Origin of the sequence: Trinickia dinghuensis, from assembly GCF_003367175.1 — a bacterium.
Taxonomy (GTDB): Bacteria; Pseudomonadota; Gammaproteobacteria; order Burkholderiales; family Burkholderiaceae; genus Trinickia; species Trinickia dinghuensis.
On the sequence record NZ_QRGA01000006.1, the window covers coordinates 40439 to 66091 of the forward strand.

Genomic DNA, 25653 nt, shown 5'->3' on the forward strand with positions numbered 1-25653 from the left:
TACACCGGCGCATGAATCCTGACACCTATTGCTAACCAGCGCGTCATCTGGAAATGTACCGAGGTTTACAAACGAGGTCAACCGCGACGTGAACCCACCGCGACGTGAACCCACCGCGACGTGAACCCACCGCGACGTGAACCCAACGGACATCGCCAACTTCGAGCACATCATCGGGAAACCCCGACTTCAGAGTTACCGCAGCTATTTCAAAACCAGAAGTCCCGAAGCAACGATTGGCCTGTACATGTGGAACGGAGAACTATCGAGTTGCTTCGCAGCCCTGCTTTCGTATTTTGAAATATGTCTGCGCAACAGCATCCACATCGCCATGGCGAGCCACTACATCGGTGCCGTGAATTCGAGCGCGCATTGGTGGGATGTTGTAGCCGCTCAGTTGGGCACCCGGACCATGGAAAAGGTCAAAGCCGTGCGTGAGAAAAACGGGACGCCACGTATCCCTGCTCCTAGTGCTGACGAAATCGTCTCACGTGTCACGTTCGGTTTTTGGACGGCGGTGTTAGGGCGAGTCGATAAACACCAAGCTCACGTCATCATGCCTGCCATCTTCCCAGACCACCCGCTCAACGCTCGCCCGAACGAATGGAAAGACAGTGTCAAACGAAAGAAGGCCATCTCGTTCGCCTTCGAAATGAATGACTTCCGGAATCGCTTGGCACATCATGAGCCGCTTCGGAAGTTCGGCTCCATCAAGGACACATCGACGACACCCGCGACGCTCGTCGTAGCCGCGTCAACCGATTTGCAGAGTACGCGTTCCCGGTTCGCGCGCCTCATCGGCCTCTACGATGAGGCCATGTCATCGATAAGCGCAACCCTACATCGAGATCTACTCAAATCTAGTTGGCGCACTCGCCTGACTTTCTTGCTATCGGATCGAGGCATTGAGCGATACGTGAACACAAAATATGCGCTTTCGGATATCGCAACGACTTCCTCCTACCTTCATCAGAACTTCGCGAGAGTAGTCAAACAAAATGCGCCGGTCCGGATCCGAAGAGCCCGAAAGGCAGGCATCTTCATCCCGGAGTGACCTCAGTTATTGACGACGGGTTGGCAAATCCGCGTCGCGCCTCGGTTTTCACTACCGCTCGACATCGATACCGAGGCACGATTCGCTCGCAAGCCTGCTCTCGGCTCCGCATGTCCGGCCCGCAACGCCAGCCGCGCTATTTAATCTCGAACTCGATCTTCCCGAATCCCTCGATCGCACCGCGCACGACCCCAGGCCCTGCGGCCAGATAAAGCGGCGTATAAGAACCGGTGGTAAGCACTGTGCGCGCCGGAATCGAATGTCCGGTTTCGAGCGTTCTCGCCACGAGCCACGCGATCAAGCGCCGCGGGTCGCCGGCGGGATGGCGCGCGGCACCTTGAAAAATCGGGTGATCGTCGAAGTAAAAACTGACATGCGGCGTGCTGAAATCGAAACTGCGATCGTAAGGCCGAGTATCGCCGATCACCAGCGCCCCGTTGTTTTGCAGATCGGCCAATTGAAGCAGCGGTTCGACTTTCGGCCAGCTGTCGAATCGGCTGTCCACGACTTCGACGACGACCGACATCGTATCGATCGCTTCGATCACGTCGTCGGCTTGCTCGGCCAGCTTGTGATCGACATCCTCGGCGAAGCTGAAAGCGATCTCCAGCTCGAGCCCGATGCGGGCATAGTCGTCACGGCGAATGCCCGTGGACGCGCCGAACACCTTGGTCGCCGGAAGAGGCGCGCATTGCGGCGCGTCCGTCGGGGATTTGGCACCGATCTTATACCCGGCGCACCCGCCCAATTCATCGAGTACGAGTTGCTGCACGAGATAGGCTTCGTCGGCGCTGGCGGGCGTGGACGACGAGAGCGATGCCGCATCGATCAGCGTATGGGTGCGGCGCGCTTGCAGCAGACGCGCGGCGAGTTCTTGCGGATTGGCCATGATGTCCCTGTGCTCCTTGTTGTTCAGGCGATTCGTTTAACCGGTCGCCAAGAATACGCCGCATCGCAACTTGCGCGCCACCTCGGCCTGCATCGAGCACATTCAAACACACTCGAAAATGGGCGCACATAAAAAACCCACCCGTGCTCGCGCGACGGATGGGTCGAGACAGAAACGCGGCGCGTAACGCGCCACGGTTTTTCTTGTTGGTTCTTGTTAGAACTTATGACGAATGCCGACGCGCGCCACGGCCTGCTTCGACGTACTCGAGACGTCGTCCGCACCCGGCACGAAGGCATGATCGAGCGTGGAGCCCGTGCTGTCGCCCGCGACCTTTTGGAACGCGCCTTGGATGTAGACGTCCGTGCGCTTCGACAGGTTGTAGTCGACCATCAGCCCGAACGTATGAATCTTCGGCTTCACGCCGCCGAGCGTCGTCTCGTAGTTCTCCATCGTGTAGACGTACTGCGCGCCGATGTACAGCGCGGGCGTCAGCTGATACTTGCCATTCAATTCGAAGTTCTGGAACTTCAATGCGTTCACCGTCGCGCCGGTGAGCGGGCCTGTCGTCGGCACCAGTGAATCCTTGCTCGTGAAATAGCCCGCATCGGTCGTCGGATTGCTGATGTTGGTATTCGTGTAGACGAAGCCGGCAGTCGCGGGCCCGAACGTGTAATTGATGCCGCCGCCGAAGATGCGCAAGCGCGACGAAACGAAGTTCGCGTCGTTCGTCGCAATCGCGCCGCCTGACGTCACGCCGGGGTTGTTCGCCTGCAAGTATGCCGCGCCGACCAGCAACCCGCCGTTCTGATACTGACCGCCGAGGCTGTATTGACGGTTGTTCGAGAAGCCCGGATCGTTGCTGAAGCTGTAGGTGCCGCCGAATTGGAGGCCCGAGTAATTCGGGCTCGCGTATTTGATCGTATTGTTGACGCGGAACGAGTTGTCCGTGTTGTCGTTGTCCCAGGGGTGGGAGAACAGGTAGCCGGCCCAGTTGCCGTTTGCCGTCGTCGGCGCGAGATAGTCGACGACCGAGTCGTACTGGCGCCCCAGCGTGACCGTGCCGAAGTCGCTCGACAAGCCGACGTAAGCTTGCCGGCCGAACATGCGGCCGCCTTGGTTCAAGGCGCCGTTGCTCAGATTGAAGCCGTTTTCCAATTGGAAGATCGCTTTGAGGCCGCCGCCCAGATCCTCCGAGCCTTTCAAGCCCCAACGGCTGCCCTGGGCATAACCGCTGGTCAACTCGTAGACGTGGCCGCCCTGCACATTGTTCGTGTAATCGAAGCCTTCGTCGAGAACGCCGTACAGCGTCACGCTGCTTTGCGCGAACGCGGGCATGGCGAAAGCCGACAGCGCAGCAAGAGAAAAGAGGTGCTTTTTCATCGAATGCTCCAAGCCGGCAAGTTGATCGGAAAGATCCTGTTGTCCGGGCGACGTTCGCTTCTTGTCGTTTTTAGGCAGCCGAATCGCGCTAGGTCTCTCGCGTGCCGTTCGTCGTGACGACGGAATGAAAGGATGGTTGCACGACAATGTCGGCAAGTCCATCGCCCAACGCATAGACAACCGAGGTCGTTGCGATTTGCCAACTAACGGGGCCGCAATGGATTTTCGAGGCCGATAGCGATCGGCAAAAAGGTGCGCGTGCCCGGCGTTAACCCCGAGAACGAACTGCCGAAAGCAGTTCTACGGGCGCTACATTGAAATGCAAGTGTAAGAAGTTAGGCTATTGCTGCCTGTTTCTGCTATTGCGAGTCCGCCGGCTTGCCGGTGTCGATCTGGCAGAAGATCGCCGTGATGAACGGCCCAACGTGATGAACGATCGCCGAGCTCCCCCCCGCCTTCACAGCCGCCGCGACCTTGTCGGTCGCACCCAGAACCACTGCGCCGTAGGCGGAATCGGCAAGCAGCTTGCCGTCGCCTTTCTGGAACATCGGATCGTCTTTCTGATAGCCGACGATCGCGAAGACGCGAAAGCCGAATGCCGTCAAATCGGCGGTGTGGGTAGGGTTGAACGCATTGATCGAATTCGGCTCGACGTGCGTGGGATGCGGGTCGATCAAGCTTTGCGATTCCAAAGCGCCGATAAAATCGTGGGCGGGGCGGTCGCAATGCAGCGGTTCGTCGAGCGCCTGAGCAAGCGCCGGTGTAGACGATGTGGCGGCATAAACGGCAGTCAGAACCAGGCCGATGCGGATAGCGAGGGAGAAACGTTTCATGGTGGCGGTTGCGCTCGGGGAGGACCGAGCGGGATCACGAGTTCGGATTGGCACGTTGCACACGGCGTGCCGCATCCCATTCAGGCGCAAGAGCGGCACTTTACCGCGTTTGGCGAAGGGCCGCCCGACGCATGGGCTGGTCCGCCAACGGCCGCGGGTTCGGCGCGAGCATCAGATAGGCACTACGGTCCGCCCCGCCAACTCCCCCAGCCTGCGCACCGCTGCCTCCAATTCGCTCGTCCAACGATTGCCCGCATTCAAGCGCAGGCAATCGTCGAACGCGCCGTTCTCGCCGAATAGATGACCGGGCGTGAAACTGATCCCTTCGGCCCGCGCTTGCTCGAACAGCACACGCGTGCTGGGCATCCTCCCATCGATCTCGGGGAGTTTTGCCCAAAGCACCAGACCGCCGAGAGGATCCGTCACCTCCGTTCCCTCGGGGAAGTACCGCAAAACGGCTTCGCGCAGCGCGTGCTGCTGACTTTTCAACGCAGCCTTCAAGCGCCGCAGATGCAGCGCGTAACCGCCCGTCGCCAGCAACTCCGCGACCGCCGCTTGCTGCAGCTCGGCGGTCGCCATGCTCGTCGTGTACTTGAGCGCTTTGACGCGCTCCGTAAAACGCCCGCCCGCGATCCAGCCCAATCGCAACCCCGGACATAGGCTTTTCGAAAATCCGCCGCAAAGCAAGACGTTGCCGTGCGCATCGTCGAACGCGCGCACGGGCCGCGGCCGCGTTTCGCCGAAACACAGATCGCCGAAGATGTCGTCTTCGATCAGCGGCACGTCATGCTCGCGCAAGAGTTCCACGAGCGAGCGCTTCGCCGCGTCGCTCGGCACGCTGCCGAGCGGATTGTTGCCGTTCGCGACCGTCACCACGGCTTTGATCGGCACGCCATCGTCGAGCGCCTGTCTCAAGGCATCGACATCGATGCCCGTCCGCGGCTTGCATGGAATCGGATACGCGCGCATTTCCAGCGCTCGCAACATCTGCAGGAGAGCGAAGTAAGTGGGCGATTCGACGGCGACGACGTCGCCGGGACGAGCCACCGCCCGCAATGCCAGATTCAATGCCTCGACGCAGCCGTTCGTCACGACGAGTTCTTCCGGATCGAGCTCGCAGGCGTATCGCATGGCCTGCCGCGCGATCTGCGCGCGCAGCGCCGGATACCCGGTGCCGCGCACGTGCGAGCCGACCAGATCGCGGTGCTGGTAGGCGAGCCGGCGCAATAGCACACTGAAGCGCTCGACGGGATAAAGCGACGTTTCCGCCGAAGCCAGGTCGAGCCGAACGGCTGTGGGCGCCCCCGCAATCGCCAGATGGTCGCGGGCCTGCGCGTCGATTTCGGGCACGGGCTTCGACCATCGGCCCGCACTGCCGGCTTTCGCCTCGCCTACACCGCTTGCCCGCTTGCTGCGCCGCGCGCGCGGCGCGACGAAATAACCCGAGCGCGGCCGCGCTTCGATATGCCCGCGCGTCTCCAGCCAGCGCAGTGCCTGCAGCGCCGTCGACATGCTGACGCCATGCTGAGCCGCGAGCGTGCGCACCGACGGCAAGCGCGTGCCCGCCGCCATCGCCGCCTGTTCGATCCCGGCCCAAAGCCGTTGCGCCAATTGGAGGTACAGGGGCGTATCGTGCTCGGCGGAATCCATGGCGGTAGAAGAAGAATCGGGAAAATCTGTTATGTAACAGATTCGACCCTGTTGTGTATAGGGACGGGGCACGCGTCATGCCATCATGGGTGCACTGATACGGCACCACCGATAACTCGGATAGCACTGATAGGAGATCGACCATGGAAGCAGCAGCACTGAAATACGACTTTCGCAGCGATACGGTCACGCGCCCCGGCGCCGCGATGCGCGCCGCCATGGCCTCGGCCGAGGTCGGCGACGACGTGTTCGGCGACGATCCCACGATCAAGCAGCTCGAAGCGCGGATGGCCGAGACCATCGGCAAGGAAGCGGCCGTGTTCGTCCCGTCCGGCACGCAGTCGAATCTGATCGCACTGATGACCCATTGCGAGCGCGGCGACGAATACATCGTGGGCCAGCAAGCGCATTGCTACCGGTGGGAAGCCGGCGGCGCGGCCGTGCTCGGCAGCATTCAGCCGCAGCCGCTCGAGAACGCGGCAAACGGCACGATCCCCCTCGCCCATATCGAAGCGGCCATCAAGCCCGACGATCCGCACTTCGCACGCACGCGCCTGCTCGCGCTCGAAAACACGATCGGCGGCAAGATCCTGCCCTCCGACTACGTACAAGCCGCGACGACGCTGGCCAAGCGTCACGGCCTTGCGTGCCATCTCGACGGGGCGCGGCTGTTCAACGCCGCCGTGGCGCTTGGCGTGCCGGCCGCCACGCTCGCGCAGCCGTTCGACACGGTGTCGGTCTGCCTCTCGAAGGGCCTTGGCGCGCCCGTCGGCTCCGTGCTCGTCGGCTCCAAGGCGGCGATCGCCCGCGCGCGCCGTCTGCGCAAGATGCTCGGCGGCGGCATGCGGCAAGCCGGCATCCTTGCCGCGGCCGGCATTTACGCGCTCGAACACAACGTCGAGCGGCTCGCGCAAGACCACGCGAACGCCCGCGCCCTGGCGCAAGGCTTGGCCAAGCTGCCCGGGCTGACCGTCGCCCAGCCCGATACGAACATCGTGTTCGTCGACATCGAGCCGTCGATCGGCCCCGCGTTCGCCGCGCATCTCGCGCAGCACGGGATCGGCGTCGTGTCGATGTACGGCTCCACGCGTCAACGCTGGGTCACGCACCTCGACGTCGATGCGAACGCCGTCGATTACGCCCTCTCGATTGCTTCGCAGCTTCTGGCGCGGTAGCGACGGGCAGGGTCGAACAAACCCATTTCGCTGCACGCACGACCTATCACCATCGATCCAATGAGAAGCCACGCCTATGCAAGCCGATAATTTTTCCCTGACCGAGTATCTCCATCGAATCGACTACACGGGAACGCCGAAAGCCGACATCGAAACCGTTGCGCGCATGATGCGGCGCCAGCTCTTTTCCGTACCGTTCGAAAACCTGGACGTGCAAGCGGGCAAGATCGTCTCGCTGGTGCCTGAGGAAATCGTCGACAAGATCGTGAACCGCAAGCGCGGAGGCTACTGCTACGAAGTCAACGGCCTGTTCGCGATGGCGCTCGAATCGCTCGGCATCTCCTATCGATTTGCCGCGGCGCGGCCGATGATCTATCCGGCGCGCCGGCCGCGCACGCATATGGTGCTCGTGCTCACGCTCGGCGGCGAGCAATGGCTGTGCGATCTGGGCTTCGGCAGCTACGGCATCCGCGCCCCGATGCGCCTCGACGCCTTGGACGTCGAAATCGCCCAGGACGACGACACGTTCATGCTGAGCCTGGGCGACGACGGCTTCTACTTGCTGCGCGCCAAAGTCAATGGAGAATGGGAAAACCAATATGCCTTCGATCTTTCGTCTCAGGAGTGGGTCGATTTCGTCCCGGCCAATTATCTGAATTCGACGCATCCCGAAGCGCTTTTCGTACGAATGATCGTCGTCGTGCTCATGACGGAAGCCGGTCGTAAGATCCTGGGCGGCGACAGCTTCAAAATCGTCGCCCACGGCCGCACGGAAAAGCGTACGGTGGCACCTGACGAGTTACCCGACCTTCTCGCCCGCGAGTTCGGGTTGACAATGCCGGCCCGCACCTAGGCAATCGAGCTCGAGCGATCTGTCACAAAAGGGGGCCGTGGGTCGTCTAAGGTCGGTGGGGCGCCGTTACGCCCTCCCGCACCACTCCATCAAGACGACGACGATATGACGACCGCACCCTCTCGCTCACCCGCCGCCCCCGATCCGTTCGACGCGCTGCGGGGGAGGCTGTTCTCGGTGGCGTACCGCATGCTCGGCACGCGCGCCGACGCCGAAGACATCGTGCAAGACGCGTGGCTGCGGTGGCAGCAGAACACCGACCGCGCGGCCGTGCAGTCGGCCGAGGCCTGGCTCGTCACGATCGTGACGCGGCTGTCAATTGACCGCCTGCGGGCTGCGAAGGTCGAACGAGAAGCCTATATCGGCTGGTGGCTGCCGGAGCCGCTGGTCGAAGCGGCCGACGAACGCACGCCCGAAGCGGCCATCGAGCTGGCGAGCGATCTATCGATCGCGTTGCTGTGGGTGCTCGAACGGCTATCCGTGGAAGAACGCGCCGCGTTCTTGCTGCGCCAAGTGTTCGACCACGATTACGACGAAATCGCCGCTCTGCTCGGCAAAACCGAGGCCGCGTGCCGGCAAATGGTCCATCGCGCCTCGGAGCGCGTCCAGCAAACGCGCACGCGCTTCGACGTGCCGCCCGACGCGCACCGGCGTGTCGTCGAGAAATTCGTGGCGGCCGCGCAGTCGGGCCAACGCGATGCCATCCAAGCGCTGCTGGCCGAGGACGTGGAATTGGTAGGCGACGGCGGCGGCAAGGTCCCGGCGCTCTCCAAAGTGCTGCATGGCGCCTTTCGGATCGCCAATCTGTTCTGGGTCACGGGGAGGCGCTTCGGTTCGACCGCGGTCTACCGCCATGCGCTCATCAACGGCCAACCTGGGGTGCTGCGCTACATCGACGGCAAACTCGAATCGGCGATGGCGTTCGCGACCGACGGCGAGCGCGTCGTCGGCATCTACGCCATGCGCAACCCGGACAAGCTCGCGCACATTCCCCAATCGCTGTCGTAGCGAAAACGCAGTCGTCGTAAAAAACCGCGGGACCTGTCACAGGCACGCAAAACGCCACGTCTTGGAAGCATGGACGCCGCATAGGGCAGCGCTCCGCTTCCAACCGAAAGGCAACGCCATGACACATACCGCTCGCATCAACTATTCCCAGCTCGCGCCTACGGCTTTTCGCAATCTGTACCAGCTGTCGTCCGGCTTGCGCCGCGATCTGCTCGGACATCGTCTCGTCGATTTGGTCTTGCTGCGCGTGTCGCAGATCAACGGCTGCGCGTATTGCATCGACATGCACTGGCGCGATCTGATCAAGATGGAAGCCGACCCTCGGCATCTGAACGCCGTCGCGGGATGGCGCGAAGCGCCCTTCTTCGACGAGCGCGAGCGGGCGGCGCTCGAATGGGCCGAACTGGTGACGAACGTACCGCACACCGATCCGAGCGACGAAGCGTTCGCGCGGCTGCGCAAGCAGTTCAGCGACGAGGAAATCGCCGAACTCGGATTCGTCATCGTGACGATCACCGCCTGGAATCTGCTCAACGTGAGCTTCAGGAATCCGGTGCCGGAGAAGGTTTAAGCAGGTCGAGCAGCGAGGCGTTCGCCCCCGGCGATATCGCGGGGGCGAACGCGACGTCGAGCGTTTTCGCCGCAATCGACTCAGAACATTCGCATTATTGCCCTGTCGTCGAAAATCAGTTCGCCCCCGCCGCAACCCAATCTTTCTTTTTCATTACAATCGCACGCGTACTAAACCGCGCCCAATGCACCGGCCGCAACCGATACGCCATGCAACCATCCCACGCACGCCTGCTCGAACTCGATTTCTTCCGCGGTCTCGTCATGCTCGTCATCGTCGTCGATCACATCGGCGGCAGCCTGCTGTCGCGATTGACTTTGCACGCCTATGCATTCAACGATGCCGCGGACGTGTTCGTCTTCTTGGGGGGATACGCGGCAGCCTGCGCCTACCTCTCACTCGAAGCCAGGCGCGGCGAGCGAGCGGCACGGCAACGCTTTGCAAGACGCGCGGGCGAGCTATACCGCGGCTTTCTCGTCACGGCCGCCTTGATGCTCGCCATCAGCGCCGTCTTCGCCGCGGCGCGCGTCGATGCGCCCAACCTCGCCGCGCGCGATCTGCGCGATCTCATCGCCATGCCGGCACAAACACTCTGGGACGTCGTATCGCTCAGACGCCAGCCCTATCTCGCCTCGGTTCTGCCGATGTATGTCGGGTTCGCCCTCGCCACGCCACTCGTCGTACCGCTCGCCACGCGCAAGCCCTGGCCGCTGCTCGCCGCGAGTGCGGCCGTGTGGGGTGCCGCGGGCCAGGCCGCGAATTGGCTGCCGTCGGTCGATCAGGCATCGTGGCACTTCAACCCGCTCGCGTGGCAATTCGTCTTCGTCCTCGGCGCACTCGCGCGCTGCCAGCCGTTCTACCAGCGGATCCGGGCGGTGCGCGGCGCCAGCGCGCTCAGCGCGGCAGCGATCGGCATCGTGCTCTACCTTGCGTCGATCAAGCTCATGGGGGCGAACGACTGGCGCGCCTTCGCCTCCAAGCCCGACGTCGGCTGGCTTCGCGTGGTCAACTTCGTGGCGATCGCATGGCTGGCAGCCGAGATGACGTGCCGGGGCTGGGTCGGCTGGCTTGCGCGCAAACTCGGATGGATCAATCGCATCGGACGCGCGGGACTCGTTTCGTTCGTCGCGGGCGCGGGAATTTCACTCGTCGTCGATTCGATCCTCTATGCGCTCACCGGCGGGCGCCTGCATGTGCCGCTCGGGCTTGTCGCCGACGCCGCCGCAATCCTCGCGCTCACCGCGGCCTCCCACTTGCACGCGCGGCCGGCCCCTGCCCGCATGGCCGCCGCGGCGTCGTAACGCCGGAACATCCGAGTTCACGCTGGCGCGGCGCGCCGTGCCGTCCGCCTCAACGCGCGGACTCGCTCCAAAGGACGGTCAGTACCGTCATCAAAGCCGGGCCGATGAAAAGGCCGACGAGACCGAACGTCTCGGCACCGCCGAGAATACCGAACAACACAAGCAAAAACGGCAGGCGCGTCGTACTGCCGATCAGCCCCGGGCGCACGAAATGCTCGGCCATGAACACGACGAAGCCACCCGTCACCGCCACGGCGATGGCTCCGCCCACCTGGCCTTGCGCCACGAGCCACAGCGCCACGATGCCGAATGCGATGGGCGCACAAAACGGCACCATCGCCGCAATCGCAGTCACGAGGCCGAGTTCGGCGGCATGGGGCACGCCCGTCAAGAAGTACGACACGCCGATCAACGCCCCCTCTCCCAGCCCGACGACGACGAGGCCCGTCACGGTGCCCCGCACGGCCGCGGCCATCCGCATCGCCAGGTGCGTACCGTCGGCGCCGAAAACGCGCCGCACGGATCGGATCAGGTGCACGGACATCTGCGGCCCGGTACGCAGCACGACGAACAGCGTGAGCAGCATGAAACCGAAATGCACGACGCCCCTGACCGCGAGCGAGCCGAAGTGCTGGCCGGCCGCGGCGACATGGCTGCCGCGCAATTCCTGCATGGCCGGCGACCCCTCGAGCGGACGCGCCAGATTCGTTTGCCACCAAGCCGAGAGCTGTTTGCCGAACGGCAGTTGCTGCACGAACTGCGGCAAGGCGATGCCGTTCTGCTCGACGTCGGCAAACCAGTGCATCGCATGATGCGTCTCATGCAGCACCTGCGCGAAGATGCCCACGATCGGCAGCACGATGAACAGACCGATCACGGCCGTCATGCCGAACGCGATGGCGCTCGCGCGCAGGTGACTCTGATTGGGCGAGCTCAAGCGCTTCAGCAACGGCCAAACGAGAATCGCGATCACGAGCGCCCAGACGATGGCCGGAATGAACGACCGGATGACCCACAGCGCCAGCACCACGAGCGCGGCGTAGAGCACGAGCGTCGCGGCGCGCTGCCGGCGCTTTCCGTCGGCGGCGTCCTTGTTGGCAAGCGGAAAAATGGGCATGAAGATCGCCTTTGCGTTTGTGGGTTTCGATCGCCGACATCTTATCGAAGTTCGCTCGGCTCCCGACGCTTCGCTGTCGCCGAACGATCGCCGCGCCATTGCCGGCGTGGACTTGACGTTGACTTGACGTCGAACTTTGCAAAGAATCTGACCCGACAGACTCGATCGACCCTCATCCCGGGAGCGGCCATGCGCTTGCGTTTCGCCACATCGTCATCGTCATTGTCATCGCCGCACGGCATCCACGGCGCAGTCCGAATCGCCGTGCTAGCGGCCGCGCTCGTCTGCGCGTTGGGGGCAAGCGGATCCGTGCTCGCCGACGACGACAGCGGCAACGGCACGGCCGAGCCGACCGCCGCTGCCGCCAGCGCTGTCGCACCGCCGAACGCCGGACCCCACGCCGCGGCGGCCACAAGTGCGCCACGCGGTGCCTCCTCCGCGAAAAGCGCCGCCGCGGAGCCCACGCCCGTGCCGCCCGAAACGTCCATCGTGACGAAGCACGCGCTGCGCCTGGACGGTCGCCGGCTAGAGTACGACGCCACGGCGGGCAATCTGCTGCTGCGCGACGACAAGGGCGAGTCCGACGCAAGCATGTTCTACGTCGCCTATACGAGCAAAGCCGAGCACGGCACGCCGCGCCCCGTCACGTTCCTCTTCAACGGCGGCCCCGGCGCGGCGAGCGTGTTCTTGCTGATGGGTTCGATCGGGCCGAAACGTGTACATACATCGAGCCCGTCGGCCACGCCGCCCGCACCCTATGTGCTCGCCGACAACCCCGACTCGCTGCTCGACAAAACCGACCTCGTCTTCATCGACGCCGTCGGCACGGGCTTTTCGAAGGTCGTCGGCCGCGGCGACGGTAAGCAGTTCTGGAGCGTCGACGGCGATCTCGACGCGTTCGTGCAGTTCATCGACCGTTATTTGACCGTCAACGACCGCTGGAACTCGCCGAAATTCCTGTTCGGCGAATCGTACGGCACGGCGCGCGCGGCCATGTTGGCCTACCGGCTCGGCCAGCACGAGATCTCACTGAACGGCGTGGTGCTGCTCTCGTCGGTGCTCAATTCCGGCATGCAGGCGCCGGGCCTCGACCTCATGTATGTGCGCTACTTGCCGTCGTTCGCCGCGACCGCTTGGTACCACGACAAGCTCGGCCCTTCGAAACCGGCCGACTTGCCCGCGTTCCTGAACGAGGTGCGCGCCTTCGCGGCTGGGCCGTACGCCGCCGCGCTCGAGAAAGGCGACGCTTTGCCCGATGCGGAACGCGATGCCATCGCCAAGCGGATCGCCCAGTACACAGGGCTCGATACGCAGTATGTCCTCAGAGCGCGCCTGCGCATCTCGCCCTCGCACTTCCGCAAGCAACTGCTGTTTGGGCAAGCGCGCAGCGTGGGGCGCTACGACAGCCGCTTCGAAGGCATCGAATATGACGACGATACGTCGTCGCCCGATTATGACGCTTCCGAGCGCTACGTCACGAGCGCGTTCAACGCGGCGTTCCATCGGCATTTGGCGCAAGATCTGCACGATAGGAATGCGACCGACGTGCCCTATCGCGTCTTCAACGGCCACGTGCTCGCAACATGGGGTTGGAAGCACCGCATCTGGTGGGGCGAAACACTCAACGTACCCTATGCGGCGGCCGATCTGGCCGAAGCCATGCGGCAGAACCCGCGGCTGAAGGTACTATCGGCGAACGGCTACTTCGATCTCGCCACGCCGTTCTTCGCGACCGAGTACGACCTCGCCCATATGAACCTCGAACCGTCGCTGCGCAAGAACCTGCAGGTGACCTATTACCCGACGGGACACATGATTTATCTCGACGACTCGGCACTGCACACGCTGAGGGGCGATTTGGATCGATTTTACGACGACGCGACTCGCCGGTGACTTAAAATTTGCAATAGAAAACCGCAACTCGCACCGAATGCTATTCGCGCGGCATAAAAAAACAAACAACCGCGCGTCGCGCCTTATTCTCATATTATAAAAAATCACAGAGAAATAAAGCGCGTCTTTTTCATATCAAATTTATTCATCGCACTTTAGACCATGCTTTCGGCGCACTCGCGGGGCTCTTCGGCCGCACCGCACCGTCACGCGCTTGCCGCATCACGGACAGACCACCTTTTCCACTACCACTATTAACAGCTACACGGCCACCTTTTTGACCTGTTACGTTAATCATGCTCAATAAATCGTTGATCTTTTATTACTCCACCAATTCAAACGATGGCTCGAGACGGCAGCAAATTTCAGATCCGTTGACTCACCGCTATCCCGCGGATAAGGCGTCTCTTGGCGTTGCAATCCTAGGAGGTCAAATTGAAGTCGACATTAAAATCGAAGGGATCGGTACCAAGTATCTGCAAAACCGCCGCATTGGCATTGCCGCTGGTTGCCGCGGCACTTCCCGCTCATGCGGCCGCCGCACCGGCGGCGTGGGTCAGCACCGAAACGAGAGCGTTTCTGACGCCGCTGCAGACGAGGATGTTCGCGGCGGCACCGGAAGCGCAGGCGACGCCGGGCGAGGAAGCCCATGTCGTCGTGAGCCTGAAGGTGCGCGACATGAACAAGCTCAAGGCGCTCGGGCAGGCCGTCAACGAGCGCGGCAACAGCCGGTACCATCGCTTCCTCACGCCAACGGCATTCCTGTCCGAGTTCGCGCCCACCGAAGCACAGGTGCAGAAGGTCGTCGCTTACATGCGCAAGAACGGCTTCGTCAATATTCGCGTATCGAAGAATCGTCTGCTGATTTCCGCCGACGGCACGGCCGGCACCGTGAAGACGGCGTTCAACACACCGCTTGTCCATTTCCGCAAGGGCAACCGCACGGTCTTCGCGAACTCGGCGCCGGCCGAAGTGCCTGAAGCGCTCGGCGGCACGGTGCTGTCCGTGCTCGGGCTGCAAAACGTGACGCGCGCGCACACGATGGCGGTCCGGGGCCCGCGCACCCTAGCGAGGGCGATGGCGACGGGTACCGAAACGGGCCACTACCCGACCGAATGGCCCGGCCTGTATGGCGCCACGAGCCTGCCCACGGCCTCGAACACGACGATCGGCATCATCACGGTCGGCGGCGCGAGCCAGGCCACACAGGATCTGAACCAGTTCACCCAAGCGAACAACCTGGCGACGGTCAACGTGTCGGCCGAGCAAACGGGGGACCCGAACGGCAACTACAGCGACGACCAGGAAGGCCAAGGCGAATGGGACCTCGACAGCCAAGACATCGTGGGGGCCGCGGGCGGGGCCGTGAATCAGCTGATCTTCTACGAAGCGGACGCGAACGCCTCGGGCAACACGGGCCTCACGCAGGCGTTCAACCAAGCCGTCACCGACAATACGGCGAAGGTCATCAACGTCTCGCTAGGCTGGTGCGAAACCGATGCCCAAGCCGACGGCACGGTGGCGGCCGAGGATCAGATCTTCGCGGCGGCCGTGGCTCAGGGGCAGACATTCTCGGTTTCGTCGGGCGACGAAGGCGCCTACGAGTGCAACAACCGCGGCTATCCGGACGGCAGCACGTACTCGATCTCATGGCCCGCGTCGTCGCCGAACGTCATCTCCGTCGGCGGCACGACGCTGTTCACCTCAGGCAGCGACTGGGCGAACGAAACGGTCTGGAACGAAGGCCTCGACAGCAACGGCAAGCTCTGGGCATCGACGGGCGGCATCAGCCAGGTCGAGCCGCTGCCTTCCTGGCAGAGCTCGCTCGCGGTGAGCCCCACGCCCACCGGCCGCGCCGTGCCTGACATCTCGTTCGACGCGGCACAAGGCTCGGGCGCGCTCGTCTACAACTACGGCCAGATCCAGCAGATCGGCGGCACGAGCCTCGCCTCGCCGATCTTCGTCGGATTGTGGGCGAGGCTCGAATCGGCTCATTCGAACGCGCTGGGCTTCCCCGCCGCGAGCATCTATAGCGGCGTCCAGTCGACGCCCTCGCTCGTGCATGACGTGACGTCGGGCAACAACGGCTATCAAGGCTACGGCTACAACGCCGGGAAAGGGTGGGACTACCCGACGGGTTGGGGCAGCTTCGTCATGTCGAACCTCGCGTCCTACGTGAACGGCCACTCGTTCGGGCAATGAACGGCGATGACCGATCGTGCGACGAGCCGGCGGAGGGAGGCTAACTAAGTACGCAGGTAGCATCCGCACGGCAAGCGTCCGGCGACGTCCGCCGCGAGCCGGCCCAGCCTTTGCCTTTTTGCTGGGCCGGCTTTTCCTTTTCGTTGTACACGCAACAACATGCACGTTTTGCGCCCATGTTCGTAAAAGTCGGAGCATAATCGCTGCTTTGCGTCCTTGCCCACGACTCGTCGTTGCAGCGCCGCTCGTCCATGCCGCTTGCCATCAAAGCCTTTATCGCCCCGCTGATCGTGGCTTGCGCCATGTTCATGGAAAGCGTCGACGGGAACATCATCGTCACGGCGTTGCCGTCGATGGCACGCGATTTCGGCAGCGACCCGGTCGCGTTGAAAGTCGCGATCACGAGCTACGTCGTCGGGCTGGGCGTCTTCATTCCGATCTGCGGCTGGCTGGCCGACCGCTTCGGCGCCCGCACCGTCTTTCGAACGGCGATCGGCATTTTCGTCGTCGGCTCCGTCATGTGCGGCTTCGCCCGCAACTTGCACGTCTTCACGCTCGCGCGCTTCCTGCAAGGCATCGGCGGCGCCATGATGGTCCCCGTCGGCCGCATCATCATCTTCCGCGCCGTGCCCAAGACCGAGTTCGTGCGCGCCATGAACTACCTGAGTCTGCCCGCGATGTTCGCGCCGGCCGCGGCGCCGCTGCTCGGCGGCTTCATCACGACGTACCTGCACTGGCGGTTGATCTTCTTCATCAACGTGCCCGTCGGCATTCTCGGCATCTATCTGACGAATCGCCATATCGCCAATACGCACGAGCCGCATCCCGGCCCGCTCGACTGGTTAGGCTTTTTGCTGTCGGCCATCGGCGGGTCGCTCGTCATGCTCGGCCTTTCGTTGATCGGCAGTGGGCTCGTCTCCGATCGCACCGCCTATGAAATGACCGTCACCGGCGCACTGCTGCTCGCGCTCTACGTGCTCCACGCGCAGCGCGCCACGCTGCCCGTGCTCGACCTGCGGCTGCTCAAGGTGCCGACGTTCCGTGCGAGCGTGCTGGGCGGATCGATGTTCCGGATCGGGCTGGGCGCGGTGCCGTTCCTGCTGCCGCTCGCGCTGCAGGAAGGGCTCGGCATGTCCGCGTTTCAATCGGGCGCCATCACCTGCGCCTCGGCGTTCGGCAGCATGTTCATGCGCTCGATGACGTCGTCCGTGCTGCGCAAGTTCGGCTTTCGCACCGTGCTCATGTACAACGCCGTGTTTTCGGGCATTGCCATCGCCGCCTACGGCGCGTTCTTTCCCGGCACGCCGATCTGGGTGATGTGGGTCGTCGTGCTGCTCGGCGGATTCTTCCCCGCGCTGCAGTTTACGAGTCTGAACTCGATGATCTACGCGGAAATCGGGAGCCAGGACGTCGGCCGCGCAACGAGCCTCGGCAGCGTGGTGCAGCAGATGTCGCTCGGGCTCGGCGTGACCGTGGGCGGAATCGTGCTTCAGATCTCACGCGACCTGCACGGCCATGCGCACGCGCTGTGGTCCGACTTCTGGCCGTCTTTCGTCGTGGTGGGCCTGTTCTCGCTCGGCTCGATTCCGATCACGCGCCGGCTGGCGCCCGATGCCGGCGACGAAATCGCCCGCGGTTCGCGCGGATAGCGCCAAGCCCGGTTCGCGCGGGCAGTACCCGGCACCGGCCCGCGCCGATCTCCCCCTAGCCGGCCCGCAGTGCCAACACGCCTACCCGCTTGCCACTTCTTGCCTATAGTCCGCGTCACTCAGGCCGCGATGCTCGCACCTTCAGCGCCCACGCCCGCATAGCCGCGCACCGCTTCGACGACGATCGTCGCCAGCTGCTCGACCGGCGCCGTGGCGGCGCTCGAGGCGCGCAGCAGCGAAAGCCCCAGCGACGGCAGCGGCGGCAAGCCGTAGTCGGCCGGATCGAGCGTTCGGACGGTGGAAGGCAGACCGTACGGCGTACGCACGGTCATCCCGAGTCCCGCCGCTGCGGCAGCCCATAAACCGGCGAGGCTTGGGCTCGTCAACGCCACGCGCCACGCGATGCCCGCGCGATCGAGCGCGTCCGTCGCGAGCGAGCACAGCATGCAGCCCCCGTCGAACAGCACGAGCGGCAGCGGCTCGCCAGAATCGGGCGACCATTGCAGGGCATCCGATCCGATCCAATGCAGCGGCGGCTTCGCCACTTCGATGCTGGCGCCGGCCGCGCGCCGCGCCTGCAGCGAAAGATTGAGATCGTCCCAGACCAGCGCGAGGTCGAGTTCGCCCGCATCGAGCCGCTCGGTCAAATCGGCGTTGCGCGCGACCCGCGCTTCGATGCGGACCTTCGGATGCGCGCGGGCGAATCGGCCCAGTACGCCCGGAAGCAGCGACTCCCCGAAATCCTCCTGCAATCCGAGACGCACCCAGCCTTCGAGATCCGTGCCGCGCGCCGCGACGACAGCCTCGTCGTTAAGTTCCACGAGACGCCGCGCGTAGCGGAGCATGACTTCGCCGGCATCGGTCAACCCCAGGCCTCGGCCCGCTTTACGGAAGAGCGGCGCGCCCACCTGCTCCTCGAGCTTTCTGATTTGCGCACTGACCGCCGAGGTCGAGCGCCCGACGCGGTCCGCGGCTTTGGCGAAACTGCCCAGGTCCATGCCCGTGACGAAACTGCGCAACGCCGCCACGTCGAAGTTCGTTTGACTCATTGCCCGCTCCAATCATCCTGAATTTTCGAACGATCAATTCTAAATAATCTGATTTTCAGGATGATCATAGGATGCGAGACTGCTTCCGTCAAACTTCATACGGAGCAACCCATGGACACGCAATATGTCGTCAAGGCGCCCAGGAAGGCGCTCGGCGCCTCGCATCGGTGGAAGGTGCTTGCTGTCGGCGTTGCCGCGAATGCCGGTTTTTCGGCGGCGGCCGCCGGGATTCCGACAACTGCCATTTGGATGCGCACGGGCTACCACTTCGACAACGCGCAGCTCGGCATGGCACTGGGCGCGACCGGTCTCGGCATCGCACTGTCGGAACTGCCGTGGGGCCTCGCAACCGACCGCTTCGGCGACCGGCCCGTGCTCATCGCCGGGCTGCTCGGAACCGCGCTCGCGCTGCTGTCGATGGCGCTGTTCGTCGTGCCTTCGGCCGCCTCGATCCCGGCCTTGCCCCTGCTCGCCGCCGCGATGGCCTTGGTCGGTTTGCTCGGCGGCAGCGTCAACGGCTCCAGCGGGCGCGCCATCATGAGCTGGTTCAAGGAAGGGGAACGCGGGATCGCCATGAGCATCCGGCAGACCGCCGTTCCGCTCGGCGGCGGGATCGGGGCCTCGCTGCTGCCGTGGCTGGCTTCGACGCACGGCTTCGCCGCGGTTTATAGCGCGCTTGCGCTGCTGTGCGCGGTGCCGGCAGCCTTCGCCATGCGCTGGCTGCGCGAGCCGCCGTTTGCGGTCACCACCGCTTCCGGCTCAGGCTCCGGCTCGGTGGCGAAGCCCGCTGCCGCGGTACAACGCAGCCCGCTCGGCGACGTTCAAATCTGGCGCGTCGCGCTCGGGATCGGTGTGCTTTGCATGCCGCAGTTCGCCATCCTGACTTTCGCGACCGTGTTCCTTCACGACTTCGGCCGCCTGGGCACCGCAGGCATCAGCGCGACGATGGCCGCCGTGCAGGTCGGCGCAATGGTCATGCGGGTGTGGAGCGGACGTCATACGGACCGCCGCGGCAACCGGCGCGGCTACATGCGCGGCTCGACGATCGTCGCGGCCGCCTCGTTCGCAGCGCTTGCCGGGGCGGTCGGGCTGGGGCACAGCATGTCGATCGCTGCGATCATCGGATTGATCGTGTTCGCCGGCATCTGCGTCTCTGCATGGCACGGTGTGGCGTACGCTGAACTTGCGACGCTGGCCGGCCCGGCACGTGCCGGTACTGCGCTCGGCATGGCCAACACCATCGTCTATGTCGGGCTGTTCCTCGTGCCGCTTTTGCTGCCCCATCTGCTGGCAGCAAGTTCGTGGGCGGTCGTTTGGCTCGTGGCGGGCTTTGTCGCGCTCGGCGTTTATCCGCTGTTTCCGCGGGCGCGATGATAGGGCCGGCATGGAGTGTGATCACGCTAACCGCACTCCGCAGCCCCTCCCGACTACAGGGAAACTTCTGCCGTGACCGCTTCCCGCGGCGCAGTCAAACGCCCGTCTTCTCGAACAATGAGTCCCGCCCCCTCTAGGATCGCGACGTCTTCGTGTACATGCTTGTAATCGCGATCGAGTTCGCGCGCCAACGCCTTGACGCTATCCGCACCTGCACGGTGCAGGTAGCGTAGCAACTCCAGTCGCTTCGGCGTCAGTGCCGTCATCATCTCTTCCAACGAAAGAAACGTTACGTGCCGCTCCTCGAAATCCTCGCCCGCCATTGCCCGCTCGAAAGCGGCCGAGAAGCGCCGCCCCATGTCCCTATTACTACCCACGTGGACATTCAACTTGCCTATCTGCTCGGGGGTCGTCACGCGACCGATGCACGCTGTGGCCTCTGCGAGTGCCCGGCGCAGAGCCGGTATCGGTTCGCCAGCGTCAGCCTCGATGGCCATTGCGATTTTCTCAATATCGTGGATCGTCGGTCTTTCGACCATTTCACTCTCCCATCTCACACAAGAGGCTTTGTCTCCAACTATCACGCTGGCACGAGCCGCACATATTGGGGTCACCGGAGAACACCTTGGCGCTTTGCTTCCGATATAGGACCAAGTAACGCTTATCGCACCGCAGCAAGTGCAGGCGCGACCGCACTCGGACAGAGACCATCGCTCCCATTAGGCAGCTGTCATCGTTTCGCGACGCTCGATGTCCCCTGTACCGAGCCGGTGTACGCTTCCGCATAGAGTTATAAAAACAAAAGCACCCTAACCCACCCGATGACGCCGCTCCCGCTCGCCGCTGCCCGCACGCTCCATCTTGCCGCCCAAGGGCTCCTTGCTCCTCCGCGCCGCAAGGCCACGAAGGAAGACGTGCTGGCCGCGATCCAGCGCATGGCGCAATTACAGATCGACACGATCCATGTCGTCGCGCGCAGCCCGTATCTGGTCCTCTTCAGCCGGATCGGCCCTTACACGCCGCAATGGCTCGACGAGCACTTGGCGGAAGGCCGCCTATTCGAGTACTGGTCGCACGAAGCCTGCTTCGTTCCGATCGAAGACTACGGGCTCATGCGCCACCGGATGCTCGATCCCAGCAAGATGGGCTGGAAATACGCGGCCGACTGGCACCAGCGCCACAAAGCGGATATCGATCTGCTACTCGAACACGTTCGCGATAACGGACCCGTGCGCGCGGCGGACTTCGAGCGCGAGGCGGGGACAGGCAACGGGTGGTGGGATTGGAAACCCGAAAAGCGCCACCTCGAAGTCCTGTTCACGCTTGGACATTTGATGGTGGCCGAGCGGCGCAATTTTCATCGCGTCTATGACGTCGCCGAGCGCGTGCTGCCGAATTGGAGCGACATGCGCGATCTACCCGCCGCCGACACGGTGCTGCCTATTCTCGTGGCGCGCACCTGCCGGGCGCTGGGCGTCGCGCGCGGCGATTGGATCGCCGATTACTACCGGATCGAGCGGCGCAAATACACGGCTGAACTCCATGCATTAGCCGATCTCGGCGAGGTGATCCCAGTCCGCGTCGAAGGATGGAAAGAAGACGTGTTCGTGCCGATCGAGTTGGCACCCTTGATCGACGATGCCGCGCAAGGCCGCTTGCGCTCCACGGTCACGACGGTGCTCTCCCCGTTCGATCCGGTGGTATGGGACCGCAAGCGCGCGACCGTGCTATTCGACTTCGATTACGCGATCGAATGCTATACGCCGGCGGCCAAGCGCAAGTACGGTTATTTCTGTTTACCTATTCTGCATCGAGGGCGATTGATCGGACGCGTCGATGCGAAAGCCCATCGCGCACAAGGCGTGTTCGAATTGAAATCGCTCCATCTGGAGCCGGGCGTGCGCGTAAGCGCATCGCTGCTTGCAGATTTACGCCGCGCGCTCGCGCGCTGTGCCGATTGGCACGGCACGCCGCAATTGGCGATCGGATCGGCACCGCGGGAGATTGCCGAAGCGCTGTTGGCCGTACAGTGACCGGCCCCGAACCGCGCAGCGCAGCGCAGCGCAGCGCAGCGCAGGAACGCTACATGCTCCCGCACCACTGCAAGCTTCCATCGGGAACCGGGAAACCGGGCTATCTGCACGCGGGAGGTCGAGCATGAGATTGCACATGAACAGGTACGCCGCCGAGGCGGTCAAGGAGACCCTGGTCGACGAGATCGTCGGCACTGAGTCGTTGGACGTCGCGCCGCCGGACAAAGGCGCTCCGCCTGCGCCGACGGTGTCGCCGCTACGTCCCATGAACGCAGTGATGCCGACAGGTAACGCACGAGCGGTGCAGACCGCGGAAGTCACTGCGGTGGAAGCGTTAGGCGAGCGGCAGGCGTTGTCCTGTCTAAGAACGTTGCAGACGTTCTCGTACTCGGTGAACCTGCTGTTTTGCCGCTCGGACGTGTCCTACTACATCACGCTGTCTCAGGAAGGAACACTGTGGCGCGCGCTGCATGCGACCGAACTCGATGCGGCGGAATCCGCATTTCGGAATTTCGAGGACCAGGCGGTACGGCTCGCCGACGTGGAATTGAGGCACCAGCAGCTGGAAGCGCAAAACGAGCGCGCCGAGGCCATGATCGCGGCCTCGGAAGCGCAAGCGGAGCAGTTACGCCAGGATCTCGAGCGCCATGCGGAGCAGACTCAGCTCGTCAACAGCCGTCAGCAGTTGGCGCGGAAGGACATCCAGCAACTGGAGATGCAGCGCGTGGCATCACAGGCACGGTTGAACAAGGCGATGCGACAGCTTCACCAACTGTCTGTCACAAGCAACGAACGTATCCCGCATCTGACCTGCCGCCGCTCGGAGAGCTAGGCGGGCTTCGACGCCGTTCGAAAGATTGCCCATTGCTGGCGGATCGAGTCCAATCCGCCGGTGCCGGTGCAACGGTCGCAACGGCGAAAGCTCGGCTAAGCGCAAAAAGAGCCGATCAAGCGAGCGGACTCACTCCGATCAGCCAGCGATGCAGCGCGAAAGCGAAGATCGCCCAGGCGATCAAGCCGACGATGACGACCTTCGCATCGCCCGAAACCGTGCCCGTCGGATATTGCACCCCGGCCGCTCGATCGCGGCTGCGCGAAACGATCGCGCCGACGGCGCCCCAGACGAGAAAGACCCCGAACAGCACAATCGCATTGAGCGTCCCGTTCGCCAGCAGATGCCCGAGCGCCCAAATCGCGACGCCCACCATCATCGGGTGCCCGATCATGCGCTTGATCCGATTGCCGGGCACGTAAGCCGCGGCGATCAGCACGAATGAGATGAGAACCAGCAATGCCGTCAGGTGCCGAATGCCCAGAGGCGGCATCCACAGCACCATCGGCGTACGCCTCGCCACACCGTAGCCCCAGACGATCAGAACGAAACCGACGATCGAGGCAATGGAATAAAGGCCCTTCCAGCCCTGCTCCCCGAGCCGCGCGACCTGCGCATCGCGCCACGACGGCGACACGAGCCGTATCGAGTGCACGCCGATGAAAATCACCAAGCCCAGAATCAGTATCGCCACGTAGAACTCCTTGTTATTGACTACTGTCGTTCCGTGCCGCAGAGAGATTCCGCGGGCGCCGCGCGGCGCCCGCTATGCTTTCACGCGTCGAAGCGCGTCAACATGATGGCCATCATGGCGCCGCCGCGATCACCTGCGCCATAGCCGCCGTCAACTTCTTGGCATAGGGCACATGCAAGAACTCGTTCGGGCCGTGCGCGTTCGATTTCGGGCCGAGCACGCCGCAGACGACGAATTGCGACTTCGGAAAACCTTCCTGCAATACGTTCATCAACGGAATCGTGCCGCCTTGCCCGATGAACGCGCAGTCGGCGCCGAAGTAGTCGCGCGAGGCCTCGTTGACCGCCGCTCCCAGCCACGGTGCAAGCTCGGGCGCGTTCCACCCGGAGGCGGCGGCATCCGGCTTGAACGTCACCTTCGCGTTATAGGGCGGATCGAGTTCGAGCAAGGCTTTCAGATCGGCAACGGCGCGCGCCGCGTCGACGAGCGCGGGAATGCGCAGCGACAATTTGAACGCCGTCCGCGGACGCAGCACGTTGCCCGCGCTCGCGAGCGGAGGCAGCCCTTCCGCCCCCGTGACCGACAGCGAAGGCCGCCACGTCCCATTGAGCAAGGCCTCATAGGGATCGGTGGTGACCGGCAATACGGGCTTGCCGTCTTGCCCGCATGCCCAAGGCGAACCCTTCCATACCTCGTCGCCCAGAATTCCCGCCGTCGCACGCGCCTCGACCAAGCGGCTCGGCGGAATGTCGCAATGAAAACTCGACGGCAGCAAGTTACCCGTGGCCGAGTCCTCCAGCCGTTCGAACAACTGACGCATGATGCGGAAGCTGGACGGCACGATGCCGCCGAAACCGCCCGAGTGAACGCCCTCGTCGAGCACGTGCACTTCCAGCGACCCGCCTACGAGACCCCGTAGCGAAGTGGTCAGCCAAAGCTGATCGTAGTTGCCGGCGCCCGAATCGAGGCACACGACGAGGCCGACGTTGCCGAGCCGCTCGCGCAGCGCATCGACATAGGGGAGCAAATCGTAGCTGCCCGATTCTTCGCAGGTTTCGATGATCCCCACGCAGCGCGGCCGTTCGATACCTTGCGCATCGAGCGCCGCCAGCGCGGTGAGGCTCGCGTAGATGGCATAGCCGTCGTCCGCTCCGCCGCGGCCGTACAGCTTGCCGTCCTCGAACTTGGGCGTCCACGGCCCTAGATCGCGGCGCCATCCGTCGAACTCGGGCTGCTTGTCGAGGTGGCCGTAGAGCACCACCGTGTCGGTGCTGCCCGAGCGGGTTGCCGGCGTTTCGAAGAAGATGACGGGCGTACGCCCGGGCAAACGGACGATCTCGAGCTTGAGCCCTTGCACGCGCTGCGCTTGTGCCCACGTTGCCGCATCGGCAACGACACGCTCGAGGTATCCGTGCTTTTCCCAATCGGCGTCGAAAGCGGGGCTCTTGGCGGGAACGGCAATGTAGTCGGTCAGCGCGGGGACGATCTCATCGTTCCATTTGCGCTCGACGAATTCGGTCAAGGCGGCGCGGTCGATCGAGGCATTTTGCTGCTGCGCATCAAGTGCGGTCATGGCGGTCGGCTCTGGCAGTCAAAGCGCACATGATAGTCCTGATTAGTCCCAATCAAGAACCGGGCGGGCACGGCCGAAAAAACAGGCAAGCGCAAGCGGTTCGTAGGCTGCCAAGCAAAGAATCGCAGAACGCGCGACAATCTGTCACACCCCTCCCTAGAGGTCAGCACCCTAGAGGTTCGCATCATGTTGGATCGAATTGCCTTACAGGTCGTCGAGGTGGTGTTTGCGCTGGCGATCTACTTTTTGCCGGCGATCATCGCCGATCATCGCAAACGCCAGGACATCCTCGTCCTCGCACTGTTCAACGCGTTGATGGGCTGGACGATCGTGGGTTGGCTCATGGCGCTGTACTGGGCGCACCTGCCGAATCCGCCGGCGCACCTTGCGCGCGACGTCACGGCAAAGCGCAAGCTGCTGCGTATGACGGCTTTTTCCACGGGCTTGATGGCCCGCGTCAACCAGCGCGCCGCCAAACACCGCGAAGCGCACCGCTAGCGCGGTGCCTGAAAGGGATTAA

General features: G+C 63.5%; 23 protein-coding genes. 14 read left to right on the top strand and 9 right to left on the bottom strand.

Annotated elements, in window-relative coordinates; all coding sequences use genetic code 11:
* Nucleotides 1-136 precede the first annotated feature (136 nt).
* Complete coding sequence (locus DWV00_RS10050; protein WP_147297865.1) at nt 137-1054, top strand: hypothetical protein; 918 nt, start codon at nt 137-139, stop codon at nt 1052-1054.
* Between the two features lie 136 nt (nt 1055-1190).
* Here the strand turns inward: DWV00_RS10050 and DWV00_RS10055 are convergent, their stop codons facing one another.
* The 4 genes from DWV00_RS10055 to DWV00_RS10070 all read right to left on the bottom strand — a co-directional run bounded on the left by DWV00_RS10055 (nt 1191) and on the right by DWV00_RS10070 (nt 5809).
* The gene (locus tag DWV00_RS10055; protein ID WP_115533441.1) at nt 1191-1943 is read right to left on the bottom strand and encodes a fumarylacetoacetate hydrolase family protein; all 753 of its coding nucleotides are present in this window, start codon (nt 1941-1943) and stop codon (nt 1191-1193) included.
* A 216-nt stretch (nt 1944-2159) separates the two neighbouring features.
* Nucleotides 2160-3326 (bottom strand): porin, encoded by a 1167-nt coding sequence (locus DWV00_RS10060; protein ID WP_115533864.1) that lies wholly within the window; start codon nt 3324-3326, stop codon nt 2160-2162.
* Nucleotides 3327-3685: 359 nt separating this feature from the next.
* A complete protein-coding gene (locus DWV00_RS10065; protein ID WP_115533442.1) occupies nt 3686-4159 on the bottom strand; it encodes a hypothetical protein in 474 nt (157 codons plus the stop codon).
* A 171-nt stretch (nt 4160-4330) separates the two neighbouring features.
* Complete coding sequence (locus DWV00_RS10070; RefSeq protein WP_115533443.1) at nt 4331-5809, bottom strand: aminotransferase-like domain-containing protein; 1479 nt, start codon at nt 5807-5809, stop codon at nt 4331-4333.
* 143 nt (nt 5810-5952) lie between these two features.
* Here DWV00_RS10070 and ltaE point away from each other — a divergent pair, with 143 nt between their 5' ends.
* The 5 genes from ltaE (at nt 5953) to opgC (ending at nt 10717) form a co-directional block, all read left to right on the top strand.
* Entirely contained in the window at nt 5953-6984 is a 1032-nt protein-coding gene (ltaE, locus tag DWV00_RS10075) for a low-specificity L-threonine aldolase (RefSeq protein WP_115533444.1), read from the top strand.
* 76 nt (nt 6985-7060) lie between these two features.
* Complete coding sequence (locus DWV00_RS10080) at nt 7061-7837, top strand: arylamine N-acetyltransferase family protein (protein WP_115533445.1); 777 nt, start codon at nt 7061-7063, stop codon at nt 7835-7837.
* Nucleotides 7838-7942: 105 nt separating this feature from the next.
* Nucleotides 7943-8845 carry an RNA polymerase sigma-70 factor gene (locus tag DWV00_RS10085; protein ID WP_115533446.1) on the top strand — a complete coding sequence of 301 codons (903 nt, stop codon included), beginning with the start codon at nt 7943-7945 and terminating at the stop codon, nt 8843-8845.
* Between the two features lie 118 nt (nt 8846-8963).
* Complete coding sequence (locus tag DWV00_RS10090; RefSeq protein ID WP_115533447.1) at nt 8964-9416, top strand: carboxymuconolactone decarboxylase family protein; 453 nt, start codon at nt 8964-8966, stop codon at nt 9414-9416.
* A 209-nt stretch (nt 9417-9625) separates the two neighbouring features.
* Nucleotides 9626-10717, top strand: coding sequence for an OpgC domain-containing protein (gene opgC, locus DWV00_RS10095; protein WP_115533448.1), 1092 nt, complete (start codon nt 9626-9628; stop codon nt 10715-10717).
* A gap of 49 nt (nt 10718-10766) precedes the next feature.
* On the opposite strand, the gene DWV00_RS10100 is transcribed toward opgC, so the two are convergent.
* Nucleotides 10767-11834 (bottom strand): AI-2E family transporter, encoded by a 1068-nt coding sequence (locus DWV00_RS10100; RefSeq protein ID WP_115533449.1) that lies wholly within the window; start codon nt 11832-11834, stop codon nt 10767-10769.
* Here DWV00_RS10100 and DWV00_RS34875 point away from each other — a divergent pair.
* The 4 genes from DWV00_RS34875 to DWV00_RS10115 all read left to right on the top strand — a co-directional run bounded on the left by DWV00_RS34875 (nt 11827) and on the right by DWV00_RS10115 (nt 17578).
* Nucleotides 11827-11961: a hypothetical protein gene (locus tag DWV00_RS34875; protein ID WP_281272623.1), complete on the top strand. Its 135-nt coding sequence runs from the start codon at nt 11827-11829 to the stop codon at nt 11959-11961. The two genes, DWV00_RS10100 and DWV00_RS34875, sit on opposite strands and share 8 nt — an antisense overlap.
* A gap of 62 nt (nt 11962-12023) precedes the next feature.
* Nucleotides 12024-13727, top strand: a complete 1704-nt coding sequence (locus DWV00_RS10105) for a S10 family peptidase (protein ID WP_115533450.1) — start codon at nt 12024-12026, stop codon at nt 13725-13727.
* Between the two features lie 435 nt (nt 13728-14162).
* Nucleotides 14163-15929 carry a S53 family peptidase gene (locus tag DWV00_RS10110; RefSeq protein ID WP_181885415.1) on the top strand — a complete coding sequence of 589 codons (1767 nt, stop codon included), beginning with the start codon at nt 14163-14165 and terminating at the stop codon, nt 15927-15929.
* Nucleotides 15930-16180: 251 nt separating this feature from the next.
* Nucleotides 16181-17578, top strand: coding sequence for an MFS transporter (locus tag DWV00_RS10115; RefSeq protein ID WP_115533866.1), 1398 nt, complete (start codon nt 16181-16183; stop codon nt 17576-17578).
* Nucleotides 17579-17697: 119 nt separating this feature from the next.
* Here the strand turns inward: DWV00_RS10115 and DWV00_RS10120 are convergent, their stop codons facing one another.
* The gene (locus tag DWV00_RS10120; protein ID WP_115533451.1) at nt 17698-18627 is read right to left on the bottom strand and encodes a LysR substrate-binding domain-containing protein; all 930 of its coding nucleotides are present in this window, start codon (nt 18625-18627) and stop codon (nt 17698-17700) included.
* A 111-nt stretch (nt 18628-18738) separates the two neighbouring features.
* Here DWV00_RS10120 and DWV00_RS10125 point away from each other — a divergent pair, with 111 nt between their 5' ends.
* Entirely contained in the window at nt 18739-20001 is a 1263-nt protein-coding gene (locus DWV00_RS10125; RefSeq protein WP_115533867.1) for an MFS transporter, read from the top strand.
* A gap of 53 nt (nt 20002-20054) precedes the next feature.
* Here DWV00_RS10125 and DWV00_RS34530 read toward each other — a convergent pair whose 3' ends face one another.
* The gene (locus tag DWV00_RS34530) at nt 20055-20540 is read right to left on the bottom strand and encodes an HVO_A0114 family putative DNA-binding protein (protein WP_245964813.1); all 486 of its coding nucleotides are present in this window, start codon (nt 20538-20540) and stop codon (nt 20055-20057) included.
* A gap of 282 nt (nt 20541-20822) precedes the next feature.
* On the opposite strand from DWV00_RS34530, the gene DWV00_RS10140 reads away from it, so the two are divergent.
* Both DWV00_RS10140 and DWV00_RS10145 read left to right on the top strand, forming a co-directional pair.
* Nucleotides 20823-22034, top strand: a complete 1212-nt coding sequence (locus DWV00_RS10140) for a winged helix-turn-helix domain-containing protein (protein ID WP_115533453.1) — start codon at nt 20823-20825, stop codon at nt 22032-22034.
* A 136-nt stretch (nt 22035-22170) separates the two neighbouring features.
* Nucleotides 22171-22866 carry a DUF2968 domain-containing protein gene (locus tag DWV00_RS10145; RefSeq protein ID WP_181885416.1) on the top strand — a complete coding sequence of 232 codons (696 nt, stop codon included), beginning with the start codon at nt 22171-22173 and terminating at the stop codon, nt 22864-22866.
* 115 nt (nt 22867-22981) lie between these two features.
* On the opposite strand, the gene DWV00_RS10150 is transcribed toward DWV00_RS10145, so the two are convergent.
* Nucleotides 22982-23560 (bottom strand): NnrU family protein, encoded by a 579-nt coding sequence (locus DWV00_RS10150; RefSeq protein ID WP_115533455.1) that lies wholly within the window; start codon nt 23558-23560, stop codon nt 22982-22984.
* A gap of 112 nt (nt 23561-23672) precedes the next feature.
* A complete protein-coding gene (locus DWV00_RS10155; protein WP_115533456.1) occupies nt 23673-25133 on the bottom strand; it encodes a M20 family metallopeptidase in 1461 nt (486 codons plus the stop codon).
* Between the two features lie 186 nt (nt 25134-25319).
* Between DWV00_RS10155 and DWV00_RS10160 the strand changes: the two genes are divergently transcribed.
* Entirely contained in the window at nt 25320-25631 is a 312-nt protein-coding gene (locus tag DWV00_RS10160) for a superinfection immunity protein (RefSeq protein WP_115533457.1), read from the top strand.
* The last annotated feature ends 22 nt before the right edge of the window (nt 25632-25653 follow it).

Coding starts and splice junctions, on each gene's coding strand:
- DWV00_RS10080 (WP_115533445.1), top strand. CDS start 7,061: ATGCAAGCCGATAATTTTTCCCTGACCGAGTATCTCCATCGAATCGAC.
- DWV00_RS10100 (WP_115533449.1), bottom strand. CDS start 11,834: ATGCCCATTTTTCCGCTTGCCAACAAGGACGCCGCCGACGGAAAGCGC.
- DWV00_RS10155 (WP_115533456.1), bottom strand. CDS start 25,133: ATGACCGCACTTGATGCGCAGCAGCAAAATGCCTCGATCGACCGCGCC.
- opgC (WP_115533448.1), top strand. CDS start 9,626: ATGCAACCATCCCACGCACGCCTGCTCGAACTCGATTTCTTCCGCGGT.
- DWV00_RS10055 (WP_115533441.1), bottom strand. CDS start 1,943: ATGGCCAATCCGCAAGAACTCGCCGCGCGTCTGCTGCAAGCGCGCCGC.
- DWV00_RS10060 (WP_115533864.1), bottom strand. CDS start 3,326: ATGAAAAAGCACCTCTTTTCTCTTGCTGCGCTGTCGGCTTTCGCCATG.
- DWV00_RS10160 (WP_115533457.1), top strand. CDS start 25,320: ATGTTGGATCGAATTGCCTTACAGGTCGTCGAGGTGGTGTTTGCGCTG.
- DWV00_RS10145 (WP_181885416.1), top strand. CDS start 22,171: ATGAACAGGTACGCCGCCGAGGCGGTCAAGGAGACCCTGGTCGACGAG.
- ltaE (WP_115533444.1), top strand. CDS start 5,953: ATGGAAGCAGCAGCACTGAAATACGACTTTCGCAGCGATACGGTCACG.
- DWV00_RS34530 (WP_245964813.1), bottom strand. CDS start 20,540: ATGGTCGAAAGACCGACGATCCACGATATTGAGAAAATCGCAATGGCC.
- DWV00_RS10070 (WP_115533443.1), bottom strand. CDS start 5,809: ATGGATTCCGCCGAGCACGATACGCCCCTGTACCTCCAATTGGCGCAA.
- DWV00_RS10090 (WP_115533447.1), top strand. CDS start 8,964: ATGACACATACCGCTCGCATCAACTATTCCCAGCTCGCGCCTACGGCT.
- DWV00_RS10065 (WP_115533442.1), bottom strand. CDS start 4,159: ATGAAACGTTTCTCCCTCGCTATCCGCATCGGCCTGGTTCTGACTGCC.
- DWV00_RS10120 (WP_115533451.1), bottom strand. CDS start 18,627: ATGAGTCAAACGAACTTCGACGTGGCGGCGTTGCGCAGTTTCGTCACG.
- DWV00_RS34875 (WP_281272623.1), top strand. CDS start 11,827: ATGGGCATGAAGATCGCCTTTGCGTTTGTGGGTTTCGATCGCCGACAT.
- DWV00_RS10105 (WP_115533450.1), top strand. CDS start 12,024: ATGCGCTTGCGTTTCGCCACATCGTCATCGTCATTGTCATCGCCGCAC.
- DWV00_RS10115 (WP_115533866.1), top strand. CDS start 16,181: ATGCCGCTTGCCATCAAAGCCTTTATCGCCCCGCTGATCGTGGCTTGC.
- DWV00_RS10125 (WP_115533867.1), top strand. CDS start 18,739: ATGGACACGCAATATGTCGTCAAGGCGCCCAGGAAGGCGCTCGGCGCC.
- DWV00_RS10085 (WP_115533446.1), top strand. CDS start 7,943: ATGACGACCGCACCCTCTCGCTCACCCGCCGCCCCCGATCCGTTCGAC.
- DWV00_RS10140 (WP_115533453.1), top strand. CDS start 20,823: ATGACGCCGCTCCCGCTCGCCGCTGCCCGCACGCTCCATCTTGCCGCC.